This is a genomic window from Sphingomonas jinjuensis, assembly GCF_014197105.1.
GTDB classification, from domain to species: Bacteria; Pseudomonadota; Alphaproteobacteria; order Sphingomonadales; family Sphingomonadaceae; genus Sphingomonas; species Sphingomonas jinjuensis.
Genome location: NZ_JACIEV010000018.1, coordinates 1 through 25,862, shown reverse-complemented (window position 1 = coordinate 25,862; position 25,862 = coordinate 1). Strand labels below are relative to the sequence as shown.

The following is a 25,862-nucleotide window of genomic DNA, read 5'->3' as shown; positions in this document are numbered from 1 at the left end:
ATCTCCTCGGGCTTGTGCTTCTTCGAAGGCATTCGTCGTCCCTTCCTTGATCCAGACTGTCATAGTCGATGGACCACTCAGAAGGGGGCAGCTCAATCAATGCCGACTGTGCTAACCTCTTCCATGGACGCCTCCTGCAGTGGTGCTTCAACACCTCCACTCTGGCACATCGATGCCGTCAGGGGGCGTCCACCCCAACGCTTTTCTCGGGAAGCTGCTCCAAACCAGCCATTCCGGTTCCCACCACAGAGACCATCGAACGCCGAGCTCGAACGTGAGACTTAAGACACGCCGCAATCGCGTTTGCAGCTCGACCAGGGGAGTCCGTCCCCGTCTATCGGTGGAGCGGCACGAGCAATGGCGGCAGCCAGCCCTGCGGCACTTTCGACTTGATACCGTCCCGCCCGTGATCAATGGTCGGCATGCCCCTCGTGAAAGCCGAGGGGCGGGGCGTGAGAACCTCGTCAGAGTACTCGGTCACAGCTTTGCTGGGGCCGGGTGGCATGCGCGCATGTCCAGCCGGCAACGGTAAAGGCGCATGCGCCTGATCTCTGACCAGGTTCTCAACATCCGGCTTCGGCCGTCGCCCCGAGAGGACATAGGTGGGTGCTGTCAGTCTAACGCGAACCGCTCTCCACACGATGCAGGTGGGTCTTTGAAGGTAGCAGCCTAGCTCGCGAGCGCCTGCCACTCCGCCAGCGCGGCGGAGCGTCGTTGCCGGTAGGTCTGGCGATCGATAAGGTGGCGCTCTAGGCTGAAGTGGTTGTGGACGTTGGCGTGGACTGAGGCGAACTTCTGTAACGTCTTCATCTGCCTGAACCTCAGCATCGCCCGCTCACGTCGTCGGAACGGCAGGTGGCTGTTCTCCACCCGGTTGTTGTTCCAGCGACCGACCTCCTGCTTCCCAGCGTTGCCGAGCTCGTTCATCGCAGCGCCGTAGCTACGCAGCCCATCGGTGGTAATCGCCTCGGGCGAGCCATGGCGCTTCAGCGCCTTCTTCATGAAGCTCAGTGCCGCCGCCTTGTCGCGCGTCCTAGTGACGTAGCTCTCGAGCACCTCACCCTCATGATCGACAGCCCGCCACAGGTAGACCATCTCACCGTTCAGCTTCACGTACATCTCGTCGAGGTGCCACCGCCAGTGGCGAAAGCCCCGCATGCGGCTGACCCGCTGGCGGCGGATGTCGCCGGCGAACAGCGGGCCGAACCTGTTCCACCACAGCCGCACCGTCTCATGGCAGATGTCGATGCCACGCTCGAACAGCAGATCCTCCACGTTGCGCAGCGACAACGGGAAGCGGACGTACATCATCACCACCAGCCGGATCACCTCAGGCGACGAATTGAAGTAGCGGAACGGCGAGGGTGATTTTCGGGCGCGCGGCATCCCCCGCCCTATGCCGATCAGCTCGCCAACGCACCCTGTGCGTTTGGTTTGACGGAGCCCGCCGGATCATTCCTCAGCGCCGAAGCTTCCGAAGGGGTGAGCAAACGTGGCTTTTCCGCTCTGAGCAACAGAAACAATCGAGCGGTTTGTTCGAGTTCTTCGATCGCCTGTCCCGCAGATTCCAGGGAGCGATCGGCGACGACGGGGCCATGATTTGCAAGCAGCACGGCACCATATTCGCCACCCAAAGAAGCAAGCGCCTCGGCGACCTTGGGATCGCCCGGACGAAAATACGGGAGAAGCGCCGTGCGACCGACGCGCATAAGATAATAGGCGGTTAACGGCGGAAATACTTCAGCGGGATCGATGTCGGGCAGCATCGAAACGGCGACGGAGTGGGTGGAATGGAGATGTACGATCGCGCCCGCGGAACGGCGGGTTTGGTACACAGCGGCGTGTAGCGGGACCTCCTTTGTGGGAGGTGGTCCCTCGATCAGGTGACCGGCCGCGTCGAGGACGCTGAGTGCCGCGGGGTCCAGACTACCGAGCGAAACGTTGGTCGGCGTGACGATCATGCCGCCGTCGTCCAGCGTCACGCTGATGTTGCCCGAAGCGCCATGCGTGTAGCCCCGGTCGAACAGCGATTTGCCTAGGCGGCAAATGCCTTCACGCAGCTTAGCCGATATCATGCACGCCCCTCCAATACCCGCAACGCATGGTCGAAGAAATCGTCGTTACCGAAATTACCGGATTTCAAGGCCAGACCCTGTCCACTCCTCGTGAACAGACTGGGGATGCCGGGAGCGATCGAGGGGCCGACGCGAAGGGGCCCCGGCGCAAGTGCTTCCACGACCGCGCCTGACGTCTCGCCGCCCGCCACCACGATCCGCCGCGCGCCTCGCGCCACGGCATCAATCGCCAGATCGGCGATCAGCGTTTCGATGACAGCGGCGGCCACGCCAGGCGCCTCGGTATCGCTGGTCAGGCGATCGGGCGTGACGGTCGAATAGATTAGCGGTGCCGCATCGGCATGGTCGTGCGCGAACGCCCGCGCCTCGTCCGCTACCGGATCGCCCGCCAACAGCCGCGCGACGTCGATCGCGTACGCGGGATGGTCGCGCCGATAATGCGCTACCTGTGCGTTGGTTGCGGTCGAGCAGCTTCCCGCCAGAACGATCGCCGCCCCCTCCACGCGAAGGCGAGCGGCAGGAGCCGCATCGATCAGTTCCGCTGCCCGATAGTTGGCCGGCAATCCCTGCGCGATCGCCGACCCGCCCGTGATGAGCGGCGCATCCGCAACGGCCTGGCCGATCGCCATCAGGTCGACATCGTCGACGGCGTCGATGACGACGAGCCCTTGGGCGCGCGCCAGTGCATCCCTAATAGCGATGCTCCCCTGTCGCACGGTGTTCAGCGCGACATGCCCGACCGCCATCTCTGTCTGGTGCCGCAGCCATCGCCGGATATCGCTGTCGATCATCGGGGTGATCGGATGATGGCGCATTCCCGTGTCCGACAGCAGCAAATCGCCGACGAACAGATGCCCCTGATAGACGGTTCGACCGTTCGCCGGGAACGCAGGGCAGACGATCGCCGCGGGCGTGCCGAGTGCCTCAACCAGCGCCTGTGCGACCGGACCGATGTTGCCGGCAGGCGTGGAGTCGAACGTCGAGCAATATTTGAACAGGATCTGGCGGCAGCCCGCCTCGCGGAGCGCGGACAGGGCATGCAGCGAGGCCAGGACCGCGTCATCCGCCGGGATCGACCGGGTCTTCAGCGCGACCACCCCCGCGTCATGACGGCAAGCGGCGACGTCGGCCACCGATGGTAGCAGTGCGGTTCGCATACCGGCATCCGTCAGGACGCCGGCGATATCCCCCGCTCCGGTGAAATCGTCGGCGATCACGCCAAGGATCATGCCGGCACCTCCCAACTGCGGATCGCCGCCGCCACCGCACCAGGTACCTCCAGCGGCAGATAATGTCCTGCGCCCGAAATCACGTGGAGCTGCGCCAACGGTCCGGCAGCGGCTATCTCGTAACGCTCGCGAGGGCAGAACGGATCGCGGTCGCCCGCGATCACCAGGATCGGAACGGCTGAGCGATACGCGACGTCGCGCAGATCCGGGCGGGCGATGTTCATCGCAGCATGGCGCGCATGCGCGTCATGACCCAGATCGGCGGCCATCGCGGCGATCAGCGCGCCATAGGCATCGTTCGGGAAACGCTCCGCCACGAACTGCGCCATGCCCATGTCGCGCGCCCTGCTTACCTCCGCGATCCGCGCGGCCGCATTTTCCGGCGCATCGGGATGCGCATTGCCAGCCATCAGGATGACTCCGCGCAGCCGCTCAGGGGCCAAACGCAGCATCTCGAGCGCGACGAACCCGCCCAGCGAGAAGCCGATGGCAACGAACCGCGCAGGCGCGCCCGCAAGCGCGGAACGAGCAGCCGCCTCAACGCTTCCATGCTCAGCCAATTCGGCAACCTGACCCCGGACATCCGGCAACCGTTCGAGCAGATCGGCGAATATCCGGGCATCGCATAGCGTCCCCGGGACGAGGATCGCGTCGCCGGTCACTCGACCGATACGCTTCGTACCACCTCGACCTGGCGGGCCATCGTCGCGCGCAGCAGCGCGGCGTCGTTACCCGGCGTGACCAGGTCGAACCCCTGCGCGACCCGCTCTGCGGCCGCTTGGCCGTCGCTGCAAAAGATGCCCGCAATCTTGCCGTGTGCGACCGTTACCGCCCGAATGCGCTCGATGGCCGATCGCATCGTGGGATCGACAGACTCGTTGGCCGGCAAATGACCGAGCGCGAGCGCAAGGTCGTTCGGGCCGACGTAGATGCCGTCGATGCCGTCCGTACCGACGATCGCCTCGACATTTTCAAGGCCTTCGCGCGTCTCGATCATCGCCAGCACCAGGATTTCGCGATCGGCGCCGTGAAGATAGTCGGCGCCACCGTAGAGCAGCCCCCTGGCCGGCCCGAACGACCGCTGGCCGTGCGGCGGATAGCGACATGCCCGGACCAACGCCCGCGCATCATCGGCCGTCGAGATCATCGGGCAGATGATCCCGTAGCTTCCGGCGTCCAGCCAGCGCATGATCTCGCCCGGGATGAGGCCCGACGGCCGCACCATCGGGATCGCCGACGTGGTCGACACCGCTTGCAGCATCGCCAGCGCCACATCGAACCCCATCATCCCGTGCTGGGCATCGATCGTCACCGCATCGAAGCCCTGGTGCGCGATCGATTCCACCGCGTAGGGGGCGCCGATCGACGCCCAGGCATTCACAATCGGCCGCCCGGCTGCCTTCAAGGTGCGAAGCGTGTTGGCGCGCATCCGTTCAGGCCGCCGGCAGCAGGTCGACGGGCGCCAGATAGCCGTTGGGATCGTGGGCGATGCCGGCACGACGCGCCGCCTGGACGATCGCATCGTCCCATTCGATCGCCGCGCGCGCATCGCCGGCCGTCGTGACGCTGACCAGCACCTCGTCCTGCCCGACCGAGCGCAGCGTCCGCCACTCGTCCTGCGGCACCGAGAAGGTTGCCCAGGGTTCGGCGACGGCGCGGCTTGCCCCGTCGCCGCGACCCAGTTCGATCTCCAGCGCACCGTCGCGCACGATCAGCACCTGCTTGGGATGAACGCGGAACGGGCCGACCTGTTCGCCAGGCGGGATCCGCAGCCATTCGACGCTGAAGCCGTGCGGATTGACGATCGGCGCCACGGCGTCGCGATCTTCGCTCATCCCATAGCCAATGACCGGCGCCAGGCGACTGGCATGGCCCGGCAGGACATGGTCGAGCAGGCCGCGATTGGACCAGACCAGGTCGTCGGCCCGGACCAGGCGCCGGCGCATCTCGTCGGGCGACCAGGCACGCATCGACGCGATGACGTCCGGCGACATCGGCTTAATGAGGTCGGCCTCGTCAGGTTTCGCCGCGCCGGCGGCGGTGTCGACCATCATGTTGTCGCGGGTGAGATACAGGCCATGCTCGGCCGCGGTCTCGAGGATGCTGGGGTGCCACAGCACGCCGCCCGATTCGTCGCGGCCGAGCAACGTGAAGATCCAGCTGTCGTCCGGCCCGGTATTGGTGAAGCCGCGAAAGATCCAGGTCGGGATCGACAGCACGTCGCCGGCGCGTCCGGTGATCTCGCCGTCGCGCCCCTCCGGGCCCCAGCGAAACACCCATTCGCCGCGATAGACCAGGAACACCTCGGCGGTGTAATGCATGTGGAGGTTGTTGGTGACCCCATGCGGCATGGCGGCGACGCCCAGCGCGAAGCCGTGCGGCTCGGCCAGATTGACGACTTGTTCGCTGGACTGCGTCACGCCGGCGCCGATGATCGAGTAGTTCACCTTGCGATCCGAACCGGGGATCTTGCAGTCGATGAAGGCCAGCGAGCACGGCACCAGATCCTCGTAGCGGATCAGCCGGTCGGCCGCCTGCACATGGTTCGCCATCGTTGCGCTCATAGCATCCTCTCGCCCCGCATCACGGAACCGCAGTGCGTTGCCGAGACCTAACATTGCATGCGCATGCAGGCAAGAGTGTGCGTTTCGTTCGTTCGCGTTCATCCCTATAGCGTCGCTGACGAACAGGAGCGACGATGGCGCGCAGGGCGACGACAGATGGCAAGGCGGGTACGCGCGGGGGCGGGCGGACGGTGACATCGTACGACGTCGCCCAGCGCGCCGGGGTGTCGCAATCGGCGGTCTCTCGCTGCTTTACCACCGGAACCAGCGTCTCGCCGCAGACGCGCGAGCGGATCATGAAGGCCGCCGCCGCGCTCGGCTATCAGCCCAATGCCATCGCGAGGTCGCTCACGACGAAACGGTCAAACCTGGTGGCGGTCGTGGTCGCCAACCTGGGCTTCAATCCCGAACTGACCGCCACGCTAAGCCGCCTGTTCGCCAGCCGCGACCTCAATCTGCTGCTGTTCACGCTGGATCACGAGGAGGATGCCGACCGCGTCGTCAACCAGCTGTGGCAATATCGCGTGGACGGGGTGCTGAGCGCGACCCATCTGCCGCGCGGACATATCGAACAACTGGCGAAGCGCCGGGTGCCGGTCGTATTCCTGAACCGCGTCTACGACGACATCGCCGTGAACAGCGTGTGCTGCGACCAGGTGGAGGGCGAGCGCTGGTTGGTCGACCGCCTTTGGGCGGCGGGCCATCGACGTTTCGCCATCGTATCCGGCCCCGATTCCTCGCTCGTCAGCCGCCAGCGCGTGTCGGGCGCGCGTGATCGGATCGCGGCGTTGGGCGGCGACGAGCCCGCGGTCGCAATCGGCGATTTCACCTACGACGGCGGCCGCGCCGCGATGCGCGCGCTGGCGGCGGAAGCGCGTCGGCCCGACGCCGTGATCTGCGCCAACGACATGATGGCGATCGGCTGCATCGACGAGATCCGGCTGGAGATGAAGCTGAAGGTTCCCAAGGACATGTCGGTGGTCGGCTTCGACGGCGCAGCGCCGGGTCGGTGGGGCTCCTACGCCCTCACCAGTGTACGGCAGCCGGTGGACGTGATGATCGAGGCGGCGATCGACATGCTGACCGCGCGCGTCGACAATCCGGCGATGGCGACCGAGAAGCGCGTGTTCTCCGGCGAACTCCAGATCGGCGTCTCGGCACGGCTAGGCTAATGCTTGACGCCCGGCTCCAGCAATAGCATGCGCATGCAATTGCCAGCCGGAGTCCAGCCATGTCCGCCTTCGATCCGCTCGCCGACCTCGATCCCGCCGCCTACGCCCCATTTCGCGATCCGCGCGATTACATCCTCAGCTGGACCGACCAGATCTGGATCGACAAGGGGCTGGGTCGGCTGGGCGAACATTACGCCGACGATATCAAGGTCCACACCGCATATGGCGAGACCTACGACTTCGACCATGTCATCCTGAACAGCGTCCAGAAGATGAGCGCCTTCCCCAACGGTGGCGGCGGGTCGGGCGAGGACGTGGTGTGGGAACAGCGTGGCCCGATGGGCTTCATCAGCTCGCACCGGGTGCTCAAGACCGGTACCAACCTGGGCTACTGGACCTATGGCCCGCCGACCGGGCGCAACTGGGTGTCGCGGACGATCGCACATTGCCTGGTCCAGGACGGCAAGGTAATCGAGGAATGGCTGGTCCGCGACGAATATGCCGTGCTCCAGTCGCTCGGCATCGATCCCGAGCGGGTCGCCGCCGACATGGCGCTCGCCTCGCCGGTCACCGGCGAGACGATGGCGATCGCGGACGACGCCGGCCCCTTCGCCGGACGCTATCCCGATCCGGCGCGCGAAGGCGTATCGGGCAAGCGGCCCGAGCGCTTCGACGATCTGTGCAACCAGATCGTGGCCATGTACGACGAGGTTTGGAACCGTCGCCGCTTCGATCGCGTGATTGATTATTGCGATCCGAAGGTCGTCTGCCACACCGTACGCCTCCATCGCGCTCAGGCGATAGACGCCTATCAGCAACAGATTATTGATCTGCTCGCGGTATTCCCCGACGGCCGGATCGAGGTGCGCGACCTGGTGGTGTGCGAATCGTCCGAACTGGGCACGCGCATCGCCGCGATCTGGGTGCTTCACGGCACCTATTCGGGCGTGCCGCTCTATGGCCCGCCGACGCGCACGCCGGTGAAGGTATTGGGCGCAACGCATTTCGAGATGCGCGACGGCCGCATCCTGCGCGAGTGGCGCCTGTTCGACGAGATCGCGGTGCTCGCTCAGATCATCGGCGCGCGCAACGCCGCCGCCACGCGCTGACAACAAAAGGGGCGGCGCCTCGCGGTACCGCCCCTCGTCCCCCACTCGGTTCGATCAGAAGCTGAACTTCGCCCTGACCCCGTAATTGCGCGGCAGGCCCCAATTCGCCTGCTGCAGGCCATCGCCGCCGGTCTGCGTCCGCTGATTCAGCATTTCGTCCTCGATATTCTCGACAAAGCCCTCGATGCTCCAATTGCCGTCGGTCGGCGAGAAGCCGAGCCGCGCGTCGGTCTGGGTGAAGCTCGGCTGGAACCCGGATCGGTCGAACGGCAGGCCGCCATGCGCGAAATACGAGTCGCTGTAGCGGAACTGTACCTGCGGTGTCAGCGTCCCGAAGCCGAGATCGAACGCATAGCTTGTCGCGACCGATACGGTGAACTTCGGCGTATACGGCGGGCGCTGGCCGGCGAGGTCGATGAACCGGCTCGCGGGCACGGCGCCGTTGATGACCTGGAACCCGCCCGGCAGGTTGATGCCGAAGCGCCCGTATGTCGCATCGATGTACGATCCGCCGAACGAAATCCGCCATGCATCGACCGGCAGGACCGCGCCCGACACCTCGACGCCGCGCGCCTTCAGGATGCCGCCGTTCGACGAGAGGGTGATGAACGACCCGACGTTTGCCGGATTGGGGATCTGGAACGTCGTTGCCAGCGCCGAATAGCGAACGTCGTAGATCGCCAAGTTCAACTCTGCGCGACGGTCCCAAAAGCGGCTTTTCAGCCCCGCCTCGAACGACCGCGACTTCTGCGGCTGCGTCACCGTGCCGTTCTGGTTCATGACGCCCGACAGGAAGCCGGTCGAGGCGGTGCCGTAGACCAGCACGTCGTCGGCGAGGTCGGCCTCGACGCCGGCGCGCCACGTCACGTTGTTGAACACCGCGCGCACTCGGCTGCGCGCCGTCGCCGTCGCATCATTATAGGGGAAGATCACCCGCGGGTCGTCGGGCGGGGTCGCCGGATTGATCGCGCCGACATAGGGCGCGTTGCCGTTCAACGCGCGCTTCGTCTCGGTGTTGTAGCGCGCGCCGCCGATTAGGCGCAGCCAATGAGCGAGCGACAGTCGCGCCTCGCCGAAGAAGCCCAGATAGCTGCTGTCGATGAACTGGGTGTTGTTCGACGCCGAGTTGATGACGTTCGCCAGCGACACCAGCGGGGTTCCCGTCTGGACCGGCAGGACGACGCCGTTGGTCGATGTCGCATTCGGTCGCGCGGCCAGATTGTCGAGTGTGTGGCGCAGCGAGGAATAGGAAAAGAGCAGATGGTCGGTCGAGTAATAGGCGCCGACGGTCGCCTGGAGCGGCCCCTTCCACTGCGACTCGAGCTGCAGTTCCTGCGAGAAGCTCTCGTTGTTCTCCTCCACCCACTCGCGGCCGTGCGGGTTCGAACTATAGTCGGAATCGTTACCGAGCAGCGAGGTGTAGTTGGTGTAGGAGGTGATCGACTTCAGCCCGACCGGCCCGAGGTCGGCATTGCCCTCCAGCGTCAGGTTCGTTTCGCGCAGCCGATCATCGTGGACATAGTCGCGGATGACCGTGCGCTTGTCCTTGTTAGAAAGGCCGGCAACGCCGTCGATGAGGTCGAAGCGAGGCGTGCCGCCCGATCCGCGGCGAGGGTTCTGGCAGTCGATCGTCGCGCCATAGGGATCGGTGAGGCCGTTCGCTGTCGTCGTCCGGCAGGCGCCGTTGATCGCGAACATGCCGGCAGGATTGCCGTTCTCGCGGATATGCGTGACGCGCAGCACGAAGCTGACGCCCGGCGCCGGCTTCGCCAGCAGCGATCCGCGCAGCGACAGCGTATCCGCTATGCCCAAGTTGCGACCGATCAGGTTCTTGACCCAGCCATCGCTGCTTTCGGTCAACACCGCCAGTCGCATGCCGAACTCGTCACTGACACCGTAGTTGACGACGCTTTCCGTCCGGAAATCGTTGAACCGGCTGTAGCGGGTATCGACCGAGGCGCTGACGCCCGGCTTCGAGAGGTCGGGCCCGTTGGTGTACAGGTTGATCGCACCGCCCAGCGTGTTGCGGCCATAGAGCGTACCCTGCGGCCCGCGCAGCACCTCAAGCCGCGACACGTCGAAGAAGGCGCGGGACTGTTGGGACGCGCGGGGCTTGTACACCCCATCGACGAAGACGCCGACGATCGAGGTGTTGTCGGCGAAAGTGCTGTTCGAATTGGCGCCGCGCAGCGCGATCTTGGCGTCGTTGCCGCCCTTGGCGAAGACGATTCCCGGGGCGAGCTGTTCGAGCCGCGACACGTCGTTGATACCCGCCTTGGCCAAATCCTCGCCGGTCAGCGCCTGCACCGTCGCCCCGACGTCCTGCAAATTCTGTTCGCGACGGTTCGCGGTGACGACGATGTCGCCCAGCCCGGTGGCGGCCGCGTCGGCCGCCTGCGGCTGTGGCGGTTCGGGATCGGTCGGATCGGTACGCGGGTTCGGCTGAATGGACGTACCGCTGGATGGCCCGACCACCTGAGCGCCGGCCGGCGCCGTCCAGATAAGGGCCAATGTCAGCAGTCCGACGCCGCTCGCTATCTTGCTCGTGCAGATCATGAAGCCCCCTCTTCGTCGTGTGCGGCCCTTGCAACCGACTCCACAAGACAGATTGGTAATGCGCATGCAAAACTTCGCAAGCAATTTGTCATGCTCTGCCCGCAATCAACATCGGCTATATAGAATCCCACCGCATTTTGGCCTCAAAACGACACAGATCGATGCCATCAGCCTATTGCATTCGCACCCATAGGAAGGCAGTTTCTGGGTGAACGGGAGATTGGGCGATGACCAGCGTAACCGGGCCTGCCGCCTCAGCGGGACGCGCCGAAGACCTGTCGCTCGGCCGTCGGCTGGCGGCGCTCGGCTATCTGGCGGTCGCCTACAACCTGTATTCCTGGGCCTGGAACACGGTCGACGTCCTGCGCCCGTACATCGCCGCCGACCTGAAGCTCACCCTGACCCAGGCGGGTTCGCTGTACAGCGCGCAAGCGCTGGGCGCGCTGATCGGCGCGGTGGTCAACGGGCAGCTCGCCGACCGGTTCGGCCGCCGCAACGCCCTGATGGCGGTCATGGTCGGCTATGGCACGATGCTAATGCTCGGCACGCTCGTGGCTAGCTATCCGCAGGTATTGGGGCAACGTCTGCTGCTCGGCTATTTCACCGGGTCGATGTACCCGATCACCGTCGGCATCTACGCCGGGCTGTTCGCATCCGAGGTGCGGGGCCGCGTCGCCTCGATCATCATGGGCTCGTCCTATCTGGCAATCTCGCTGCTCGGCATGGCGTCAACCCAAGTGTTCGAACGCGGGCTCGACTGGCACGTGCTGCTGTGGGTGGGAGCGGTCCCGGTCATGCTGGCGCTCGCCGCGCCGCTGGTCGTGCCGGACGATCGCCGGATGATCCCCTGGGGCGGGGCGCCGACCACGGCGTCAACCAAGGGCAAACTACCCATCGGCGAACTGTTTTCGCCGCGCTTTCGTCGCCAGACGATCATGCTGACCATGGTCTCAGGGTTCAATTTCTTCGCCTATCAGGCGTTCAGCGGCTGGGCGACGACGTATCTGAAGACGATTCGCGGCTTTACCGATGCCGCGATCGGCGTGTCGGTCAGCTGGATGTTCGCGGGCAGCATGCTAGGCGGGTTCTTCTGGGGCTGGGTCGGCGACCGTTACGGACGACGGGCGTCGGCGGTGGGCTTCTTCATGGCCGCCGCGCTGATCCTGGTCTATCTTTACGCGCCGATCGGCCCCGTCGTGCTGAACGTCGTCGCGTTCGGCTATGGCGCCTGCCTCGCCTGCAGCGTGGTATGGGGTCCGTGGCTTGCCGAGCTGTATCCGGCGCATCTGAAGTCCACCGCGGCGTCGATCTTCAACTGGGGCCGCATCTTCAGCTTCTTCGCTCCGCTCATCACCGGCCAGATCGCCGAGGCGTTCGGCCTGTCGGTGACGATGACCATCGCCAGCGTGGTGTTCTGCGCCGCAGCGGGGATATGGCTGGCGCTTCCCGAAACGCTGCGCCGCGTCGACACCGCCGCCCCCCCGCCCGAAGGATCACCCATCACGTGACGACGTCCCAGCATATCCTCACGCTGTCCTGCGAAGACCGCGTCGGCATCGTCGCGGCGGTGTCCGGCTTCCTGGCGGAACGGGGCGACTTCATCGTGGAATCGCAGCAATTCGCGGACCTGGATACCGGGCACTTCTTCATGCGCGTGGCCTTTCAGCCGGGAGAAGCCGATCTCGGCACCACGACGCGCGACTTCGCACCCGTCGCCAAGCGGTTCGGCATGCGGTGGACGCTGACCGACGCGGCACAACCGATGCGGGTCGTGATCGCCGTGTCGCGGTTCGGCCATTGCCTGAACGATCTGCTTCACCGCTGGCGTACCGGCACGCTGCCGGTCGAGATTGTCGGCGTGGTGTCCAATCACGAGGATTTCCGTGCGCTGAGCGAGTGGCACGGCCTGGCCTTCCATCACCTGCCGGTCGGTAGCGACCGTGCGGCGCAAGAACAGCGCATCCTCGATATCGTGGCGGACGCCGGTGCCGAGTTGCTGGTTCTGGCCCGCTACATGCAGGTGCTCTCTCCCGAGCTATGCGCCGCGCTGGCCGGGCGATGCATCAACATCCATCACAGCTTCCTGCCCAGCTTCCGCGGCGCCAAGCCTTATCACCAGGCGCATGCGCGCGGCGTGAAGCTGATCGGCGCGACCGCGCATTTCGTGACGCCTGACCTCGACGAAGGGCCGATCATCGAACAGGCGATCGAGCGTGTCGACCATGCCACCGCGGTCGAGACGATGGTCAACACCGGGCGCGACGTCGAGAGCATCGTTCTGGCGCGCGCAGTAACCTGGGCGGCGGAGCGGCGCATCTTTCCGAACGGCGGCAAGACCGTCGTCTTCCGCCGCTGACGGAATAGGCGGTTCAAGGGGAGGCCAGATCCTCCGCCACCGCGCACAGCAAATCGACGACATAGGCGTCGTAGGACCGCGCGTGGCTCATCCGCCAGCCGTCGTCGCGTCGCCACAACAGCACCGTTACCTTGCCGAAAAGCGTGCGCGTGCAGCCGCCGGGCGACAGCGTCGCCAGATCGAGCGGGCAACCGCCGGCCAGCAGGTCGTCGGCCAGCGGCCCGGTCAGGTCGATGCCCACCGATCGATCGGAGATGTCGACCAGCGACAGCACGATCGGCGCCTCGGCGAAACGCGCGGCCATGTCGCCGCGGCCGCCGTTCGGGCCGACCAGCAGCCATTCGTCGGGCGACAGGTGAAGCGCATGCCAGCCGCTGCCCGCCGTCGACGCCAGCATCGTGTCGGACAGGTCGAAGCCGGCGAGCGCCGATAGCGCCGCGCGATCGCGAGGATGGCCGTGGAGCAGCAGCTGCGCCTCGTCCGGCGCACGCGACGCCGACGTATCGCCCAGGGTCAGGATCAGGTCAGACATCGAGCCGCGCTCCGCTGGGATCATAGAGGACCGGGTCGACGACATCGACCGCGACCGGGCCGGCGGCCGTCGCGACGGCGAGCTTGGTTCCGAGCAGCGATCGCCCGCCGTGCACCATCGCCAGCGCGAACGGTCTGCCCAGCGTCACGCTCGGATATGTCGAAGACACGTGGCCGAGCGACTGTCGCGGCGACGCCGGGTCGACCACCTGCGTGCCTTCGTCGAGCAGCGAACGGTCGGCGGTGAGCAAGGCGACCAGCTGCTTGCGATCCGGGTCGCGCATCGCAGCGCGCATCAGCGACCGCTTGCCGACGAAATCGGGCTTAGTCGCCGCAACCATCTTGCCGAGGCCGACGTCGTCGGGCGTCGCGGTGCCGTCGGTTTCCTGGCCGACGATGATGTAGCCCTTTTCCGCACGCAGCACGTGTGCGGCCTCGGTACCGTACAGCCCGCCCCCCGCGGCCGCGACCGCCGCCGCCACCGCGTCCCAGACGGGGAGCGCATGGCGTGCGGGCACATTGATCTCGTACCCCGTCTCGCCAGTAAAGCTGACGCGGAAGATGCGGACGGGCACGCCGGCGATGCGACCCTGGCGGACCGCCATGTGCGGAAAGGCATCGGACGACAGGTCGACGCCCTCAACCAGCGCGGCGAGAACGTTGCGCGCGCGCGGGCCGGTGACCCCCGCAACCGCCCATTGCTCGGTCGTCGACGTCAGCCAGACGCGAAGGTCGGGCCACTCGGTCTGGCGGAAATCCTCCATCACGTTGAGCACCGATGCCGCACCCCCGCTGGTCGTGGTGACGTGGAAGCGGTCGGTCGCCAGCCGCGCGATGACGCCGTCATCGGCGATGAACCCGTCTTCGCGCAGCATCAGCGCATAGCGGCAGCGCCCGACCGCCAGCGTCGAGAGCCGGCCCGCATAGAGAAGATCCAGGAACGCCGCGGCATCGGGGCCGACCACCTCGATCTTGCCCAGCGTCGAGGCGTCGAACAGCCCCACCGCCTCCCTGACCGAGATGCACTCCCGCGCGGTTGCCGCATGCATGTCCTCGCCGGGGCGGGGAAAGAACCGCGCGCGCTTCCATTGGCCGACGTCCTCGAACACCGCGCCTGCCGCGACCGCGCGCGCATGCATCGGCGTGGTGCGCACGGGATCGAACAGGCGCCCGCGGGTGAAGCCGGTCATCGTGCCGAAGGTCGTCGGCGAATAGGGCGCGCGAAAGGTCGTCAGGCCGGTGCCGGGAATGGTCTGGCCCATCGCCTGCGCCGCGATCGCCAGCGCGTTGATGTTCGACGTGCGCCCCTGGTCGGTCGCCATGCCGTTGGTCGTGTAGCGCTTGAGATGCTCGACCGAGCGGAACCCCTCGCGCACCGCCAGACGGATGTCCTTGGCGGTGACGTCGTTCTGGAAATCGACGAACGCCTTGCGCCGGGCACCCTCGGGATGGGCATCCGGCTCCGCGGGGCTCATGCCGGTGTCGGTGCGATCGTCGGCCGCGGGTGCGCTTGCGCCGTTGCCTCCGCCTGCCGTCCAGCCATCGGCGAGACAATCGGCAAGCGTGACGCGTCCCCGGCAGGTGCCCGCGGATACTTGCGCCGCAAGCGTTGTGCCCGGCAGGAAGGCCGCGCTTTGCGCATCCCACGCAACCTTACCGCCCGATTGCGAATGAAGGTGGACGCTCGGCGTCCAGCCGCCCGCCATCAGCAGCGCATCGCACGGCAACCAGCGGTGGGCCGCATCGGGCGCCGGCGCGATGGCCACCTTCGACACCCGCAGCCGCCCGCGCGTGTCGATCGGGATATGCCCGGTGATGACCGTGACCCCCGCCGCCGAACAAGCCTCGCCCAGATCGGCCGCCGGCCGCGCACGGCGGTCGACGAGCGTTACAGCGGCGCCGGCCCCGGCGAGATCGATGGCGGTGCGGTATGCGCTGTCGTGCTGCGTTGCGATCACGATGTGGCGGCCGACGAGGACGCCATAACGGTGGAGGAAGCCTGCCGCCGCCGATGCCAGCATCACGCCGGGGCGGTCGTTGTTGGGGAAGACGATCGGGCGCTCGATCGATCCGATCGCGATAATCACCCGGCCGGCGCGGACCATCCATTGCCGCTCCCGAGTGCGCGCACCGCCCGCGTCGGTGCAGCGCTGGGCAAGCGTCACCAGATTGCCGATGCCATAGTGATAAGCGGTGGTACGCGTCAGCAGGCGGACGCCGGCGTTCTCCAACCGCGTCCGTGCCTGAACGATCCACTTGCCAGCCGTCAGCCCGTCGATCGTCGCACGGGGCATGTCGCGCAGCCGACCGCCAATCGTCTCACCCTCGTCGCACAGAATGACGCGACCGCCGGCATCCGCCGCAGCGAGCGCCGCCGCCAGGCCGGCTGGGCCCGCACCGACCACCAAGGTCTCGCAATGGGCCCAGCGCTGCGCATAGCGGTCCGGATCGGTCACCTCCGGCGGTCGGCCAAGCCCGGCGGCGCGGCGAATGACGGGTTCATAGACCTTCGCCCAGAAGCTGCGCGGCCACATGAAGGTCTTGTAGTAGAAGCCTGCCGGGATGAACGCCGACAGCAGGTCGTTTACCGCCCCGATGTCGCGGGCCAGCGACGGCGAGCGGTTCTGGCTCTCCACCACCATGCCATCGGTGATCGGGACCAGCGTCGCGCGCTGATTGGGCTCGAACCTGCCCGGCCCCCGCGTCACACCGACCAGCGCGTTGGGCTCCTCGGTTCCGGCGCCCAGGACGCCGCGCGGCCGATGATATTTGAAAGACCGACCCATCAGGTGAACGCCGTTCGCCAGCAGGGCGGAGGCGATCGTGTCGCCGGGATGTCCCTCGATCCGAGTGCCGTCGAACGAGAACGAGATCGTCCGCGATCGATCGATCGCATCGCCGCCAGCGGTGCGGAACACACTCATATCTCGCCCCCTGCCGCCGACCGGGCGTGTCCGGCCGGATAAGTCGTGACGACGCGATCGGTCAGCGTATCGCGCACGACGTTGAAGAACTGGCCGCAGCCATGGGTATGCCGCCACCGCTCGGCGTGCTCGCCGCGGACGTTATCCCGCAGGTACAGATATGCGGCCCACGTCGCATCGTCGCAGGCGGCGGCGGCGGCGGGGCGGACCATGTGCGCCTCGCCCGAGTAGCGAAACTCGATTTCAGCGCGCGGCCCGCAATGAGGACATTCGATCAGAAGCATCGCACAGTTCCTAGTGGGCGACCGCCGCGGCGGCCGCCTCGTCGATCAGCCGTCCGGTGGTGTAGCGATCGAGCGAGAAGGGCGCGGCGATCGGATGGGCGCTGCCCGTGGCCAGATGATGCGCGAACAGATGCCCCGATCCGGGCGTCGCCTTGAATCCGCCCGTGCCCCAGCCGCAGTTGACGTAGAGACCGGCTATCCCGGTGTCGGACAGGATGGGCGAGCGGTCGGGTGTCAGGTCCACAGTGCCGCCCCAGCTGCGCAGCATGCGCATCCGCCCGAACATCGGGAACATCTCGCAAATCGCCTCGACCGCCAGCGTCAGCTGGTGTACGCCGCCGGTCTGGCTGTACGAGGGATACTGGTCCGCCCCCGCGCCGATCACCAATTCCCCCTTGTCGGACTGGCTGATGTAGGCGTGGACGGTGTTGGACATGACGACACACGGAAAGCACGGCTTAACCGGTTCCGAGACGAGGGCCTGAAGCGGATGACTCTCCAACGGCATGCGGACGCCCGCCATGTCCATGATCGTGCTCGTCGCCCCGGCCGCGACGACCCCGATTTTACGCGCACCGATCGGGCCGCGGCTGGTCTCGACCCCGACCACCGATCCAGTTGCGTCGCGCCCAATCCCCAGAACGGCGCAATTCTCGATGATATCGACCCCGAGCGCTGAGGCGGCGCGGGCATAGCCCCAGGCGACGGCATCATGCCGTGCGGTGCCCCCCGACTTCTGCAGCGCCGCTCCCAGGATTGGGTAGCGGGCCCGCTCCGATATATCGAGCGGTGGGCAGAATGCCTTTGCCTCGACCGGATCGAGCCAGACATTGTCGATGCCGTGAAGTCGATTGGAATGGACGTGCCGCTTGGTGATGTGGACGTCGTGCAACGTATGCGCCAGCAGCATTACGCCACGCGGACTGAACATCAGATTGTAGTTCAGTTCGGCCGACAGCCCAGGCCACAGATCAAGCGCATGGTTGTAGAGGGCAGCGCTCTCGTCGAACAGATAGTTGGAACGGATCACCGTCGTGTTGCGCCCGGTATTACCGCCGCCGATCCATCCGCGCTCTAGCACCGCCACGTTCGTGACGCCGTGGACGCTTGCGAGGTAATAGGCGGTGGCGAGGCCATGTCCGCCGCCGCCGACGATGACGACGTCGTACGCCGCCTTCGGCTCGGGAGAGCGCCACTGCCGGTCCCATCCACGGTGACCACCCAGCGACTGACGCAGCAGGGCCAATCCTGAAAACTTCATCGGCGCATCCCTCCGCGACGAATGATGCGCTTCAAGCCTCCCTGCGAATTGTACGTCAGCGACATTATCTTGTATGTGAGAGACATGGAGCAGCCCGCCCTGTCGGTTGGTATCGTGCCGATGCCAGACTTTACGATGCTGGCGTTGTCGGCATTCGTCGACACGCTGCGTCTAGCCGCGGACGAGGCCGATCGCAGCCGCCCCATTCGATGCCGCTGGCGATTGATGAGCGAACAGGGACGACCGGTCCGCGCCAGCAACGGGATCGAAATTGCGACCGACGGCGGCTTCGTCGGCGATCACTTCGATTATATCGTTGTGGTCGGCGGGACGCTGCATCGAGGGCCTGAAATCGGCCCGGCGGCCGCCGCCTGGCTGCGTGACGCCGCGGCGCGTGGCGTTCCGCTGATCGGGCTTTGTACCGGTGCCTTTGTGCTGGCGCGCCTTGATCTGATGAAGGGGCACCGCGCTTGCGTCAGCTGGTTCCACAAGGCCGAGCTGGTGGCCGAATTTCCCCAGCTCAAGGTCAATGCGGACGCGCTGTTCCTCGTCGATCGGGATCGGATCACGTGCGCAGGCGGCACGGGCGTCATTCACCTCGCCAGCCACTTAATCGAACGGCATCTAGGCCCGGGTAGCGCGTCAAAGGGGCTCCGGATCATGCTAGAGGCGGAAGCGCGCGGTGGGACGTCGCCTCAGCCGCCCCCGACGCTCGAGGGCCTTGGGACCGTTCGCGATGTCAGGGTGCTGCGGGCAATGCTCGCTATCGAGCAGACGCTCGCCACACCCATGGATGCACGGCGCGTTGCTGCGGTGGCAGGCGTCAGCACGCGACAATTGGCCAGGTTATTCCAAGCAGCTGTCGGCTTCAGCCCCAACGCATTTGCCGGCAGATTGCGCGCGGAGCGTGCACGACAGCTGGTGCTCGATAGTCAACGCACGCTGACCGACATCGCAATGACATGTGGCTACTCCGACGCTGCGCACTTCGCCCGTGAATACCGCCGGCGATTTGGCTCCAGCCCCAGTCAGGAGCGGCGGCGTCCTGCCTCTTCCTGAACACAGTGGCCCAACTGCCGCATTGTGGCGCCACCTGAACAAGCGGCTGGTACGAACTGCGCGCTTCTCGAAAGCGGACGTTCCGCTATCGCCCTGACGTGCTCCCCAAAGCTCTACCAGTCATAACTGGAGTCCGGGGTTGGTATGGTGCCCCTCGGGGCGATGTTGCACAACCCGTCTGGCAGCATCGGCGGGCGTCAGCCCGCCAACACCGCTATGCGGCCGCACATGGTTGTAGTCGTCGCGCCAGAGCCGCAGCACTGCGCGAGCATGGCCGAGCGACACGAACAGCGTCTCGTTGAGGCATTCGTCGCGCAGACGACCGTTGAAGCTCTCGACGTAGCCGTTCTGTTGCGGCTTGCCCGGCGCGATGTAGTGCCACTCGACAGGGCGCTCCTGCGTCCATCTCAGGATCGCCAGGCTGGTCAGCTCGATGCCGTTGTCGCTCACGATCATCAGCGGCGGCACGCCCCTGACGGCGATGATGGCGTCGAGCTCACGAGCGACACGCGCGCCTGACAGCGAGGTGTCGGCCACCAGCGCCAGGCATTCCCGCGTGAAGTCGTCGACCACCGCCAGGATGCGGATGCGCCGGCCGCTGATCAGCGTGTCGCTGACGAAGTCGAGGCTCCAGCGCTGGTTCGGTCCCTGCGGCAGCGTCATCGGCGCTCGCGTGCCCATGGCTCGCTTGCGGCCACGTCGGCGCCTGACCCGCAGGTTCTCCTCACGGTATAGCCGCAGCAACTTCTTGTGGTTCATGGCGAGCCCTCGCGAGCCAGCATGATCCCCAGCCGCCGGTAGCCGAAGCGGCGACGCTCGGCCGCGATCTCGCGCAGCCGCGACCGCAGGTCGCCATCATCACTACGCCGGGGCGCATAGCGCACCGACGTCCTGTCCACGCCGAAGATGGTACACGCCCGACGCTCGCTGATGCCGAACAGCTGCCGAGCATGCTCGACAGCCTTCCGCTGAGCGGCGGGCTTCACCAGTTTTTTCCCGCCACCTCCTTCAGCACGGCATTGTCGAGCATGGCGTCCGCCAGCAGCCGTTTGAGCCGCCCGTTCTCCTCCTCCAGCACCTTCAGCTTGCGTGCCTGCGACACGTCCATGCCGCCGTACTTCGCCTTCCACGCGTACAAAGTGGCGCTGCTGATCCCGTGCTTGCGGCACACGTCAGCCGTCTTCATCCCGCCTTCCTGCTCGCGCAGCACCGCGATGATCTGCTCCTCGCTGAACCTGGTCTTCTTCACGTCCGTCTCCTCACGAAGCCGGACTCTAGCTCAAACTGGCAGAGTTTCAGGGGAGCACGTCAGCCCCAATCAAAGACGTTTAGGGCTGCCATCAGCTTGTCCGAAAGCTGCCGATGATCCAGCATGCAATGCCGATAGCCGGAAAGCGTGAGCCTTGAACATCGTCGAACTTGATGCCCGATATTGGAACGCGCCAGCGGACTTCTACAACGCGCTCTTGCGTCAGCTGGGCGCTCCCGATTGGCATGGAGAGAGCATCCCGGCGATGATTGATTCGATGATTGTTGGTGACATCAATGAGGTAGCTTTACCCCTTCGCGTAATCGTGACGGGATTGAGCAAGACGAGTGAAGCTGCCTTCGACGAGTTGGTAAAGGCGTTCTCCGCACTTGGACGATATGGTGCCGTAGCGCACATCACTGCTGATCGGGCATCGCTGGAGCTCGCCGACGACATGCCTGTCTCCCTTGATGGTGGAGGCTAAGCGGACCTTCCGCTTCCCACCATGATCGGGCGTTCGACTAGGCCAAGGCGGCGATCGAAAGCGGACGTTCCGCTATCGCCCCAAAACCAGACACTCACCCGTCGCTTCGGCCTCATCCACTGCATAGCCGGAACTAGAGCGTAGGATGCGGTAGGCCAGCGCACGCTCCAGCGCCGCTATTGTTCCAACGCGGGACTCAAAAATTCTATTAACGAACTGTTAACATGATAAAGGAGGCATCGGGGTCGATGGACGCCGATCTACAAAATGCAGACGGTGCTAATCTTCTGGGGCATGACGGCCGCTCGGCGGCCCGTCAAACGGGGTTGAAATTATGAAGAAGCTTACTCTCGCAGGCGTGGCCTTTGCTGCGCTGATTGCAGCCGGTCCGGCGCAGGCTGCTTATACCGTCACCGCCTACACGGGCACCGTTGGCAGGGCGTTCGATGCGACGCTAGCGAACCAGTCGCTTTTCGCGCAGGGCACGAACAACGCGTCGAAGGCCACCTTCACCTATTCGGGTCCGCTGTCGCTCAGCGTCAATGGTCAGTCGAACACGACCAACGCTGGCGATCTGAACGGTGACTTCTGGAAGTCGCAGTTCATCTCGAACTACGCGTACGCTTACGGCCCGAGCAACACCGCCTACGGTCCGGGCTTTAGCACGCAGGCGAACTTCCTCGCATCGAGCGGCAGCATCAGCGGCTACGCCTACGGCTCGCTCTACGTGATCCAGTCGGACACCGGCACGTTCGGCGGCCAGCAGCTGACCATCCGCCACGACGACGGCGTCAGCGTCTACGTGAACGGCAGCACCACCGCGCTCGCCGGCTTCACCGCTGGCCCGACGACCGCGATCACCGAATCGGTCTTCCTCCCGGCCGGTACCACGTCGTACCGGATCGCCTATGGTCGCGAGAATGGCGCGCCGTCGGTGCTCAACGTTTCGGTTGCGGCCGTTCCGGAGCCGGCTACCTGGGGCATGATGCTCGTGGGCTTCGGTATGATCGGCGCTACGGCTCGTCGGCGTCGCACGGCCGCGAAGGTCACGTTCGCCTAATTAACTCCCCGTTGTAGGCAGGCGTGGGGCCGTCCGAAATTTTTCGGGCGGCCTTTCGCTTTGTCTGCGGCTTCGGCGGGTGAAGAATTACCAACCTCGAGCGTTTTCTTGATGATGCTCGATGGTGGGCGTACGCCGCCGCACAATGTCCCTTCGTTTCGAGCCCGTTTCGCGATCGACCCGCATCTTCGACGTTCACGCCGATGACGACGTCGTGGGGATTGTGTGGAGCATCGACGGAATTTGGTACGCCTCGCCTCTGAGTACGGCGGATCGGCGCGTCAGCGGATCCTCCCGAGAGGAAGCCGCCTCTCGCCTGCTCGTGCAAATCGGCATTAGATAAACGACGGGATTAGCCTGCCGGAATTTATGCCATTCACGCGGTTTAAGGGCATCCTACCAGAGGCTTGCGCTTGATCGCTGGTCACGTCCAGGCGAATGATCGATAGTGGTGATCTGTGAAAGCGCAGGCTTTAGGCGCGAGATCGTCGCTAGCGTTTGTGGCTGAGATGCCGTCGGAGGCAGTAATGGAACACTCGATGCATCGCTTCAGGGGAGCTCAAGAAATCATGTCAGAAGAGCGTGACGGTAAACTATCTTCTAGTAAAGTCGATGCGATCGAATGTGTAATTGACGGGCGATGTGATCGGGCTGAGTTGCGTAACCTGAAGGGTGATCCGGTATTTGCCTATCCCAGCCGCTCGCCGAACTCAGACTAAACAACGCGCATGGGCAAAAGCGAGACGCCATTCTTTGATGGTCAAAATTTACCGTCAACTGCAGGGGGGCGGCCTTCTCATTTCCGCTTTCCACCACAATCGGTCGTCCGGCTAGGCCGTGTCGCTTCCCGAAAGCGGCCCTTCCGCTATCGCCCCAGAAGCGGCCATTCCGCCATTGCCCCAGGAGTGGACACACTGATGCAGCCGCCGAATCCCGCTACGGGACACGAAATAGTTAAATATTTGAGCAGCCATAGCTTCTTGCCGAACGTACCTTCTTGCAGAGCCTGCGCGACAGCCGGCTCAACCGGGAGGCTCCTGAAATGAAGACATTTTACGCTTTGCTCGCAGCTGCCAGCGCGTTGGTCGGGACGCAGGCTTCGGCCGCGCAATTCAACTTCACCTTCGACACCACGGACACTCTTTTCGGCGGGGCCAATCAAACAATCCGAGGTACGTTCACCACCTCAGACACCGTTGTAGAGCGCTTCGGGCAGTCAGCTCTCGCGATCACCGGCATTTCCGGGACGATCAACGGCACAACCATCAGCGGCCTGTTTGATACCGGCTCGCCCTACTATTACTTCACCACTGGGCCGACGTTCCTCGACGGCAGCGGCGTCCGTTTCAACGCAGGCTCAGCTACCAACATCGCGTTCTTCCATCAGGACGGCGTGGCGAATGATCGCTATCGGGTGAACGGGAACGGGACCATCTCGGCGTTTGGGCCTGCTACCTCGAGCCCCGCAAGCGTGGGGGCCGTGCCCGAGCCCGCCACTTGGGCGATGATGATCGTCGGCTTCGCCATTGTCGGCGCAGCGTCGCGGTATCGCCGCCGTGGTACGGCGGTGACCTTCGCCTAGCTACCGATTCGTTCTACGGCGCAGAGAGCCGTCGGTCGAAAGGCTGGCGGTTTTCTTACGTCCGCGTCCCACCAGGTTCAGCCATTCGGCGAGTGGATCTCGGTTTCCCCGAACGGACGTTCCTTCATCGGGCAAAAGTGGGCCGGAAATTCCGTCCTGAACGAGCGTCCGCTTCTGGGTTGCCGCCGAGGCGATCCCGATGTCCGTAATTGGGTCCCCCCGGCCCGTGGTCTGCAACTCGGTTCATTAGGCTAATGTAGTCGCGGAAGCGTCCGTGATGCGCTTGGCCTTCAAACTTATCAGCGCAGGTGAAACGTGAGCAGGGTGAGAGATGGTTTGCGTCAACCAGCAGAAGTGTCGAGTGCTCGCTTTGCATCTAACGCCCGTGCGACGACATGAGCAGCGAGCCCAGTTTCTCCATGATCAGCGGCCCAACCCCAAATGCTCGGTCCGTCGACCGTATGTTCGCCACTGGCATCTAACGCCTGAATATGCTCCCACCACGGCCACCATTCGCCATTTTCCTGCTCTCCCGGACCCAGAAGGGCAACAAGACGGCTGATCTCACCGGCGTATATGCGTCGAAGGGCCGGCGTCTCTTTCCGGGTACACACCCCAACCGCGACATCCCTAAAATAGCCTGAGTCGGCTGAAATTGCGAAGTCGAGCTTCGGATGACCAAGCCCAAGGCGGATAATGCCGTGTTTATGGTGGCCGAAGAGGGGGCGTTCGTCTGCGAGCGGCGCTGTGTCAGGCAGGCCCGCTTCGCGCGCCCTTCGGCGTAGCTCGATTGTAAATCGCTCACCCACAACCTGAGTGAGCGCATCTCGGGCATCCATGATACGAACTGCCGCCTCCACCGAAGAGCAGCTTTTGGTCAACAATTCGGTCAGCATGGTCGACTCCTTTGACCAAGCGCCTGCGTGTCGTTCATCCAGATAACGTTCGAAATCTGCTAGAAATTGTTGGACCCGCTCGTCGGCAGGAAGCCGTCTGCATGCGGCGACCCAATCTCGAACCTCAAGGCCGAGGCGGAGCGCACAGGAGCATCGTGACGCGACGTCGCGTGCAGCTTGTCCGGTCCAGCCGGCTCCGAGAAGAGCTACTACCTTGCCTGTATGTTCCTCCTCGGCACTGAGGCTCTTTGCATAGCGTTCCAGCTGCGACGGACCGAAGCCGGCCCAAGGCTTGTTCTCTATGAGAAGAGTGAAAACTGGGTGGGTCACCTCGATGTCGACTCGGCCCACTAGATTGCCCGAAGCCTTGCGAGGAACCTCAAGGCGAACGCGTGCCAGAGCCGGGTTAAGTGCATCGTCAATGCCGCACAGTTTTAGAAATAAGGCTAGATATCCTGTCCCCGCGGCATGCGAGCCATCCGGGGCAAGCATCCACCCTATGACCCTAGAAATGTCAATTTCGCGGCTCATCAACAGGGTAATCGGGTTGAAACCCACATTGATCCGGCCGCTCATCTCGACAGCGTTGATTAATTCGCTCTCTTGCATCCGTTTACCTTAATAACTCAATTAATGCTTACCTTGCCACTAGAGCGTTGCAGGGTCTTCTTATCGAGTAGCAACGCCGCATCGTTTACGCGGCCACGATAGATATCCCGCTTTATAATACCCTGTGAGGGCCCAACCACTGCAGCGCGGGCAGCCGCACGACAGGGTGCCGCGTACTCGAGTAAAAAATCTGTGTGCTCGCGTGGTAAAATCTAGTAGAGCTTTTTTGCGTTGGGATAGATGAGACTCTGTGACGATACAAGTGGTAGTTGGTGGTCGGTCCTCGCCTGGAAAGACGAGCTCAAAAACGGCCCAAGCGCGGATTGGGGCCTGATTGCCGGGGGGTTAACGCAATTTCTTCCATTTCGCTCTAATCTGACCATTGACTCGTCACCGCGCCCTTTTTCGTTAGTGTTGCGACGTCTAGGTTCGATACAGTTGCACCTGACAAAATGGCTGCAGTTGTTCGCGGGCTGAGAAATGCCAGCCGCATGACCCGCGTGATGTAGGCTGGCGCAACGCCCTCCTGCGCACCGAGGGTGGATAGATCGACCTCGCCTTCGCGCATGATCTTCCACCAGCGGTGCGCCTTGACGAGCAACCTGACGAGCGACGGGTTGGGCGTCGCGGCGACACCGCGCCCGTCGCCATGGATGAGCCGCATCGCCTTGCCGGTCCGTGTCAGCCGGACCGCTGCGTGCAGCTGCAGCTGTGCAGGGGCGCCTTCGGTCGTTGCGACGTTGAGGATTTCGGCAAGCGCTGCGGTACCAACGCTGATGTCGATCCCCGCATCGGTGACCTGTACCTGCTCGACAAGACGCCGCACCGTCGGCCTCGCCTCTGCTGTGGTGGAGATGCTGAT

At 64.6% G+C, this 25,862-nt stretch carries 19 protein-coding genes and 3 pseudogenes; 8 read left to right on the top strand and 14 right to left on the bottom strand.

Going from position 1 to position 25,862, the window contains the following annotated elements; all coding sequences use genetic code 11:
* Window positions 1-669: 669 nt before the first annotated feature.
* Genes GGQ80_RS17770 through GGQ80_RS17745 form a run of 6 tightly spaced genes read right to left on the bottom strand, consistent with a single transcriptional unit; the run spans window position 670 to window position 5,868 of the window.
* On the bottom strand, window positions 670-1,386 hold the full coding sequence (locus tag GGQ80_RS17770; RefSeq protein WP_183987361.1) for an IS6 family transposase: 717 nt from the start codon (window positions 1,384-1,386) through the stop codon (window positions 670-672).
* A gap of 17 nt (window positions 1,387-1,403) precedes the next feature.
* The gene (gene otnC, locus GGQ80_RS17765; protein ID WP_183987359.1) at window positions 1,404-2,075 is read right to left on the bottom strand and encodes a 3-oxo-tetronate 4-phosphate decarboxylase; all 672 of its coding nucleotides are present in this window, start codon (window positions 2,073-2,075) and stop codon (window positions 1,404-1,406) included.
* The gene (gene otnK, locus GGQ80_RS17760) at window positions 2,072-3,304 is read right to left on the bottom strand and encodes a 3-oxo-tetronate kinase (protein ID WP_183987357.1); all 1,233 of its coding nucleotides are present in this window, start codon (window positions 3,302-3,304) and stop codon (window positions 2,072-2,074) included. The genes otnC and otnK overlap by 4 nt, the downstream gene beginning before the upstream one ends.
* Window positions 3,301-3,966, bottom strand: a complete 666-nt coding sequence (locus GGQ80_RS17755; protein WP_183987355.1) for an alpha/beta fold hydrolase — start codon at window positions 3,964-3,966, stop codon at window positions 3,301-3,303. The genes otnK and GGQ80_RS17755 overlap by 4 nt, the downstream gene beginning before the upstream one ends.
* Window positions 3,963-4,733, bottom strand: a complete 771-nt coding sequence (locus tag GGQ80_RS17750; RefSeq protein WP_183987353.1) for an HpcH/HpaI aldolase family protein — start codon at window positions 4,731-4,733, stop codon at window positions 3,963-3,965. Before GGQ80_RS17750 ends, GGQ80_RS17755 begins: the two co-directional genes overlap by 4 nt.
* Before the next feature lie 4 nt (window positions 4,734-4,737).
* Window positions 4,738-5,868 (bottom strand): cupin domain-containing protein, encoded by a 1,131-nt coding sequence (locus tag GGQ80_RS17745; RefSeq protein ID WP_183987351.1) that lies wholly within the window; start codon window positions 5,866-5,868, stop codon window positions 4,738-4,740.
* Between the two features lie 134 nt (window positions 5,869-6,002).
* On the opposite strand from GGQ80_RS17745, the gene GGQ80_RS17740 reads away from it, so the two are divergent.
* A complete protein-coding gene (locus GGQ80_RS17740; RefSeq protein ID WP_183987349.1) occupies window positions 6,003-7,040 on the top strand; it encodes a LacI family DNA-binding transcriptional regulator in 1,038 nt (345 codons plus the stop codon).
* A gap of 59 nt (window positions 7,041-7,099) precedes the next feature.
* The gene (locus GGQ80_RS17735) at window positions 7,100-8,149 is read left to right on the top strand and encodes a nuclear transport factor 2 family protein (protein ID WP_183987347.1); all 1,050 of its coding nucleotides are present in this window, start codon (window positions 7,100-7,102) and stop codon (window positions 8,147-8,149) included.
* A gap of 54 nt (window positions 8,150-8,203) precedes the next feature.
* On the opposite strand, the gene GGQ80_RS17730 is transcribed toward GGQ80_RS17735, so the two are convergent.
* Window positions 8,204-10,705, bottom strand: a complete 2,502-nt coding sequence (locus tag GGQ80_RS17730) for a TonB-dependent receptor (RefSeq protein WP_183987345.1) — start codon at window positions 10,703-10,705, stop codon at window positions 8,204-8,206.
* A gap of 227 nt (window positions 10,706-10,932) precedes the next feature.
* Here GGQ80_RS17730 and GGQ80_RS17725 point away from each other — a divergent pair, with 227 nt between their 5' ends.
* Both GGQ80_RS17725 and purU read left to right on the top strand, forming a co-directional pair.
* Window positions 10,933-12,213 carry an MFS transporter gene (locus GGQ80_RS17725; protein ID WP_183987343.1) on the top strand — a complete coding sequence of 427 codons (1,281 nt, stop codon included), beginning with the start codon at window positions 10,933-10,935 and terminating at the stop codon, window positions 12,211-12,213.
* 14 nt (window positions 12,214-12,227) lie between these two features.
* Window positions 12,228-13,061 carry a formyltetrahydrofolate deformylase gene (gene purU / locus GGQ80_RS17720; RefSeq protein ID WP_425506082.1) on the top strand — a complete coding sequence of 278 codons (834 nt, stop codon included), beginning with the start codon at window positions 12,228-12,230 and terminating at the stop codon, window positions 13,059-13,061.
* A 13-nt stretch (window positions 13,062-13,074) separates the two neighbouring features.
* Here purU and GGQ80_RS17715 read toward each other — a convergent pair whose 3' ends face one another.
* The 4 genes from GGQ80_RS17715 to GGQ80_RS17700 are packed head-to-tail and all read right to left on the bottom strand — an operon-like array spanning window position 13,075 to window position 18,061.
* On the bottom strand, window positions 13,075-13,593 hold the full coding sequence (locus GGQ80_RS17715; RefSeq protein ID WP_183987339.1) for a sarcosine oxidase subunit gamma: 519 nt from the start codon (window positions 13,591-13,593) through the stop codon (window positions 13,075-13,077).
* Window positions 13,586-16,516: a sarcosine oxidase subunit alpha family protein gene (locus GGQ80_RS17710; RefSeq protein WP_183987337.1), complete on the bottom strand. Its 2,931-nt coding sequence runs from the start codon at window positions 16,514-16,516 to the stop codon at window positions 13,586-13,588. Before GGQ80_RS17710 ends, GGQ80_RS17715 begins: the two co-directional genes overlap by 8 nt.
* Complete coding sequence (locus GGQ80_RS17705) at window positions 16,513-16,800, bottom strand: sarcosine oxidase subunit delta (RefSeq protein WP_183987335.1); 288 nt, start codon at window positions 16,798-16,800, stop codon at window positions 16,513-16,515. Before GGQ80_RS17705 ends, GGQ80_RS17710 begins: the two co-directional genes overlap by 4 nt.
* Window positions 16,801-16,810: 10 nt before the next feature.
* A complete protein-coding gene (locus GGQ80_RS17700; RefSeq protein ID WP_183987333.1) occupies window positions 16,811-18,061 on the bottom strand; it encodes a sarcosine oxidase subunit beta family protein in 1,251 nt (416 codons plus the stop codon).
* Window positions 18,062-18,082: 21 nt separating this feature from the next.
* On the opposite strand from GGQ80_RS17700, the gene GGQ80_RS17695 reads away from it, so the two are divergent.
* Window positions 18,083-19,120: a GlxA family transcriptional regulator gene (locus tag GGQ80_RS17695; protein ID WP_183987331.1), complete on the top strand. Its 1,038-nt coding sequence runs from the start codon at window positions 18,083-18,085 to the stop codon at window positions 19,118-19,120.
* A 120-nt stretch (window positions 19,121-19,240) separates the two neighbouring features.
* Here the strand turns inward: GGQ80_RS17695 and GGQ80_RS17690 are convergent.
* A pseudogene (locus GGQ80_RS17690) lies at window positions 19,241-20,369 on the bottom strand (IS3 family transposase).
* A 154-nt stretch (window positions 20,370-20,523) separates the two neighbouring features.
* On the opposite strand from GGQ80_RS17690, the gene GGQ80_RS17685 reads away from it, so the two are divergent.
* From GGQ80_RS17685 to GGQ80_RS18855, 3 genes and pseudogenes are all read left to right on the top strand, one after another.
* A complete protein-coding gene (locus tag GGQ80_RS17685) occupies window positions 20,524-20,853 on the top strand; it encodes a barstar family protein (RefSeq protein ID WP_183987329.1) in 330 nt (109 codons plus the stop codon).
* A 334-nt stretch (window positions 20,854-21,187) separates the two neighbouring features.
* Window positions 21,188-21,913 carry a PEPxxWA-CTERM sorting domain-containing protein gene (locus tag GGQ80_RS17680; RefSeq protein WP_183987327.1) on the top strand — a complete coding sequence of 242 codons (726 nt, stop codon included), beginning with the start codon at window positions 21,188-21,190 and terminating at the stop codon, window positions 21,911-21,913.
* 1,477 nt (window positions 21,914-23,390) lie between these two features.
* A pseudogene (locus GGQ80_RS18855) lies at window positions 23,391-23,495 on the top strand (PEPxxWA-CTERM sorting domain-containing protein); the annotation flags it as partial.
* 341 nt (window positions 23,496-23,836) lie between these two features.
* Here the strand turns inward: GGQ80_RS18855 and GGQ80_RS17670 are convergent.
* Entirely contained in the window at window positions 23,837-25,000 is a 1,164-nt protein-coding gene (locus tag GGQ80_RS17670; protein ID WP_221364490.1) for a PD-(D/E)XK nuclease family protein, read from the bottom strand.
* 370 nt (window positions 25,001-25,370) lie between these two features.
* Window positions 25,371-25,862, bottom strand: a pseudogene (locus tag GGQ80_RS17665) (recombinase family protein); the annotation flags it as partial.

Coding starts and splice junctions, on each gene's coding strand:
- GGQ80_RS17770 (WP_183987361.1), bottom strand. CDS start 1,386: ATGCCGCGCGCCCGAAAATCACCCTCGCCGTTCCGCTACTTCAATTCG.
- otnC (WP_183987359.1), bottom strand. CDS start 2,075: ATGATATCGGCTAAGCTGCGTGAAGGCATTTGCCGCCTAGGCAAATCG.
- otnK (WP_183987357.1), bottom strand. CDS start 3,304: ATGATCCTTGGCGTGATCGCCGACGATTTCACCGGAGCGGGGGATATC.
- GGQ80_RS17750 (WP_183987353.1), bottom strand. CDS start 4,733: ATGCGCGCCAACACGCTTCGCACCTTGAAGGCAGCCGGGCGGCCGATT.
- GGQ80_RS17745 (WP_183987351.1), bottom strand. CDS start 5,868: ATGAGCGCAACGATGGCGAACCATGTGCAGGCGGCCGACCGGCTGATC.
- GGQ80_RS17740 (WP_183987349.1), top strand. CDS start 6,003: ATGGCGCGCAGGGCGACGACAGATGGCAAGGCGGGTACGCGCGGGGGC.
- GGQ80_RS17735 (WP_183987347.1), top strand. CDS start 7,100: ATGTCCGCCTTCGATCCGCTCGCCGACCTCGATCCCGCCGCCTACGCC.
- GGQ80_RS17730 (WP_183987345.1), bottom strand. CDS start 10,705: ATGATCTGCACGAGCAAGATAGCGAGCGGCGTCGGACTGCTGACATTG.
- GGQ80_RS17725 (WP_183987343.1), top strand. CDS start 10,933: ATGACCAGCGTAACCGGGCCTGCCGCCTCAGCGGGACGCGCCGAAGAC.
- GGQ80_RS17715 (WP_183987339.1), bottom strand. CDS start 13,593: ATGTCTGACCTGATCCTGACCCTGGGCGATACGTCGGCGTCGCGTGCG.
- GGQ80_RS17710 (WP_183987337.1), bottom strand. CDS start 16,516: ATGAGTGTGTTCCGCACCGCTGGCGGCGATGCGATCGATCGATCGCGG.
- GGQ80_RS17705 (WP_183987335.1), bottom strand. CDS start 16,800: ATGCTTCTGATCGAATGTCCTCATTGCGGGCCGCGCGCTGAAATCGAG.
- GGQ80_RS17700 (WP_183987333.1), bottom strand. CDS start 18,061: ATGAAGTTTTCAGGATTGGCCCTGCTGCGTCAGTCGCTGGGTGGTCAC.
- GGQ80_RS17695 (WP_183987331.1), top strand. CDS start 18,083: ATGATGCGCTTCAAGCCTCCCTGCGAATTGTACGTCAGCGACATTATC.
- GGQ80_RS17680 (WP_183987327.1), top strand. CDS start 21,188: ATGAAGAAGCTTACTCTCGCAGGCGTGGCCTTTGCTGCGCTGATTGCA.
- GGQ80_RS17670 (WP_221364490.1), bottom strand. CDS start 25,000: ATGCAAGAGAGCGAATTAATCAACGCTGTCGAGATGAGCGGCCGGATC.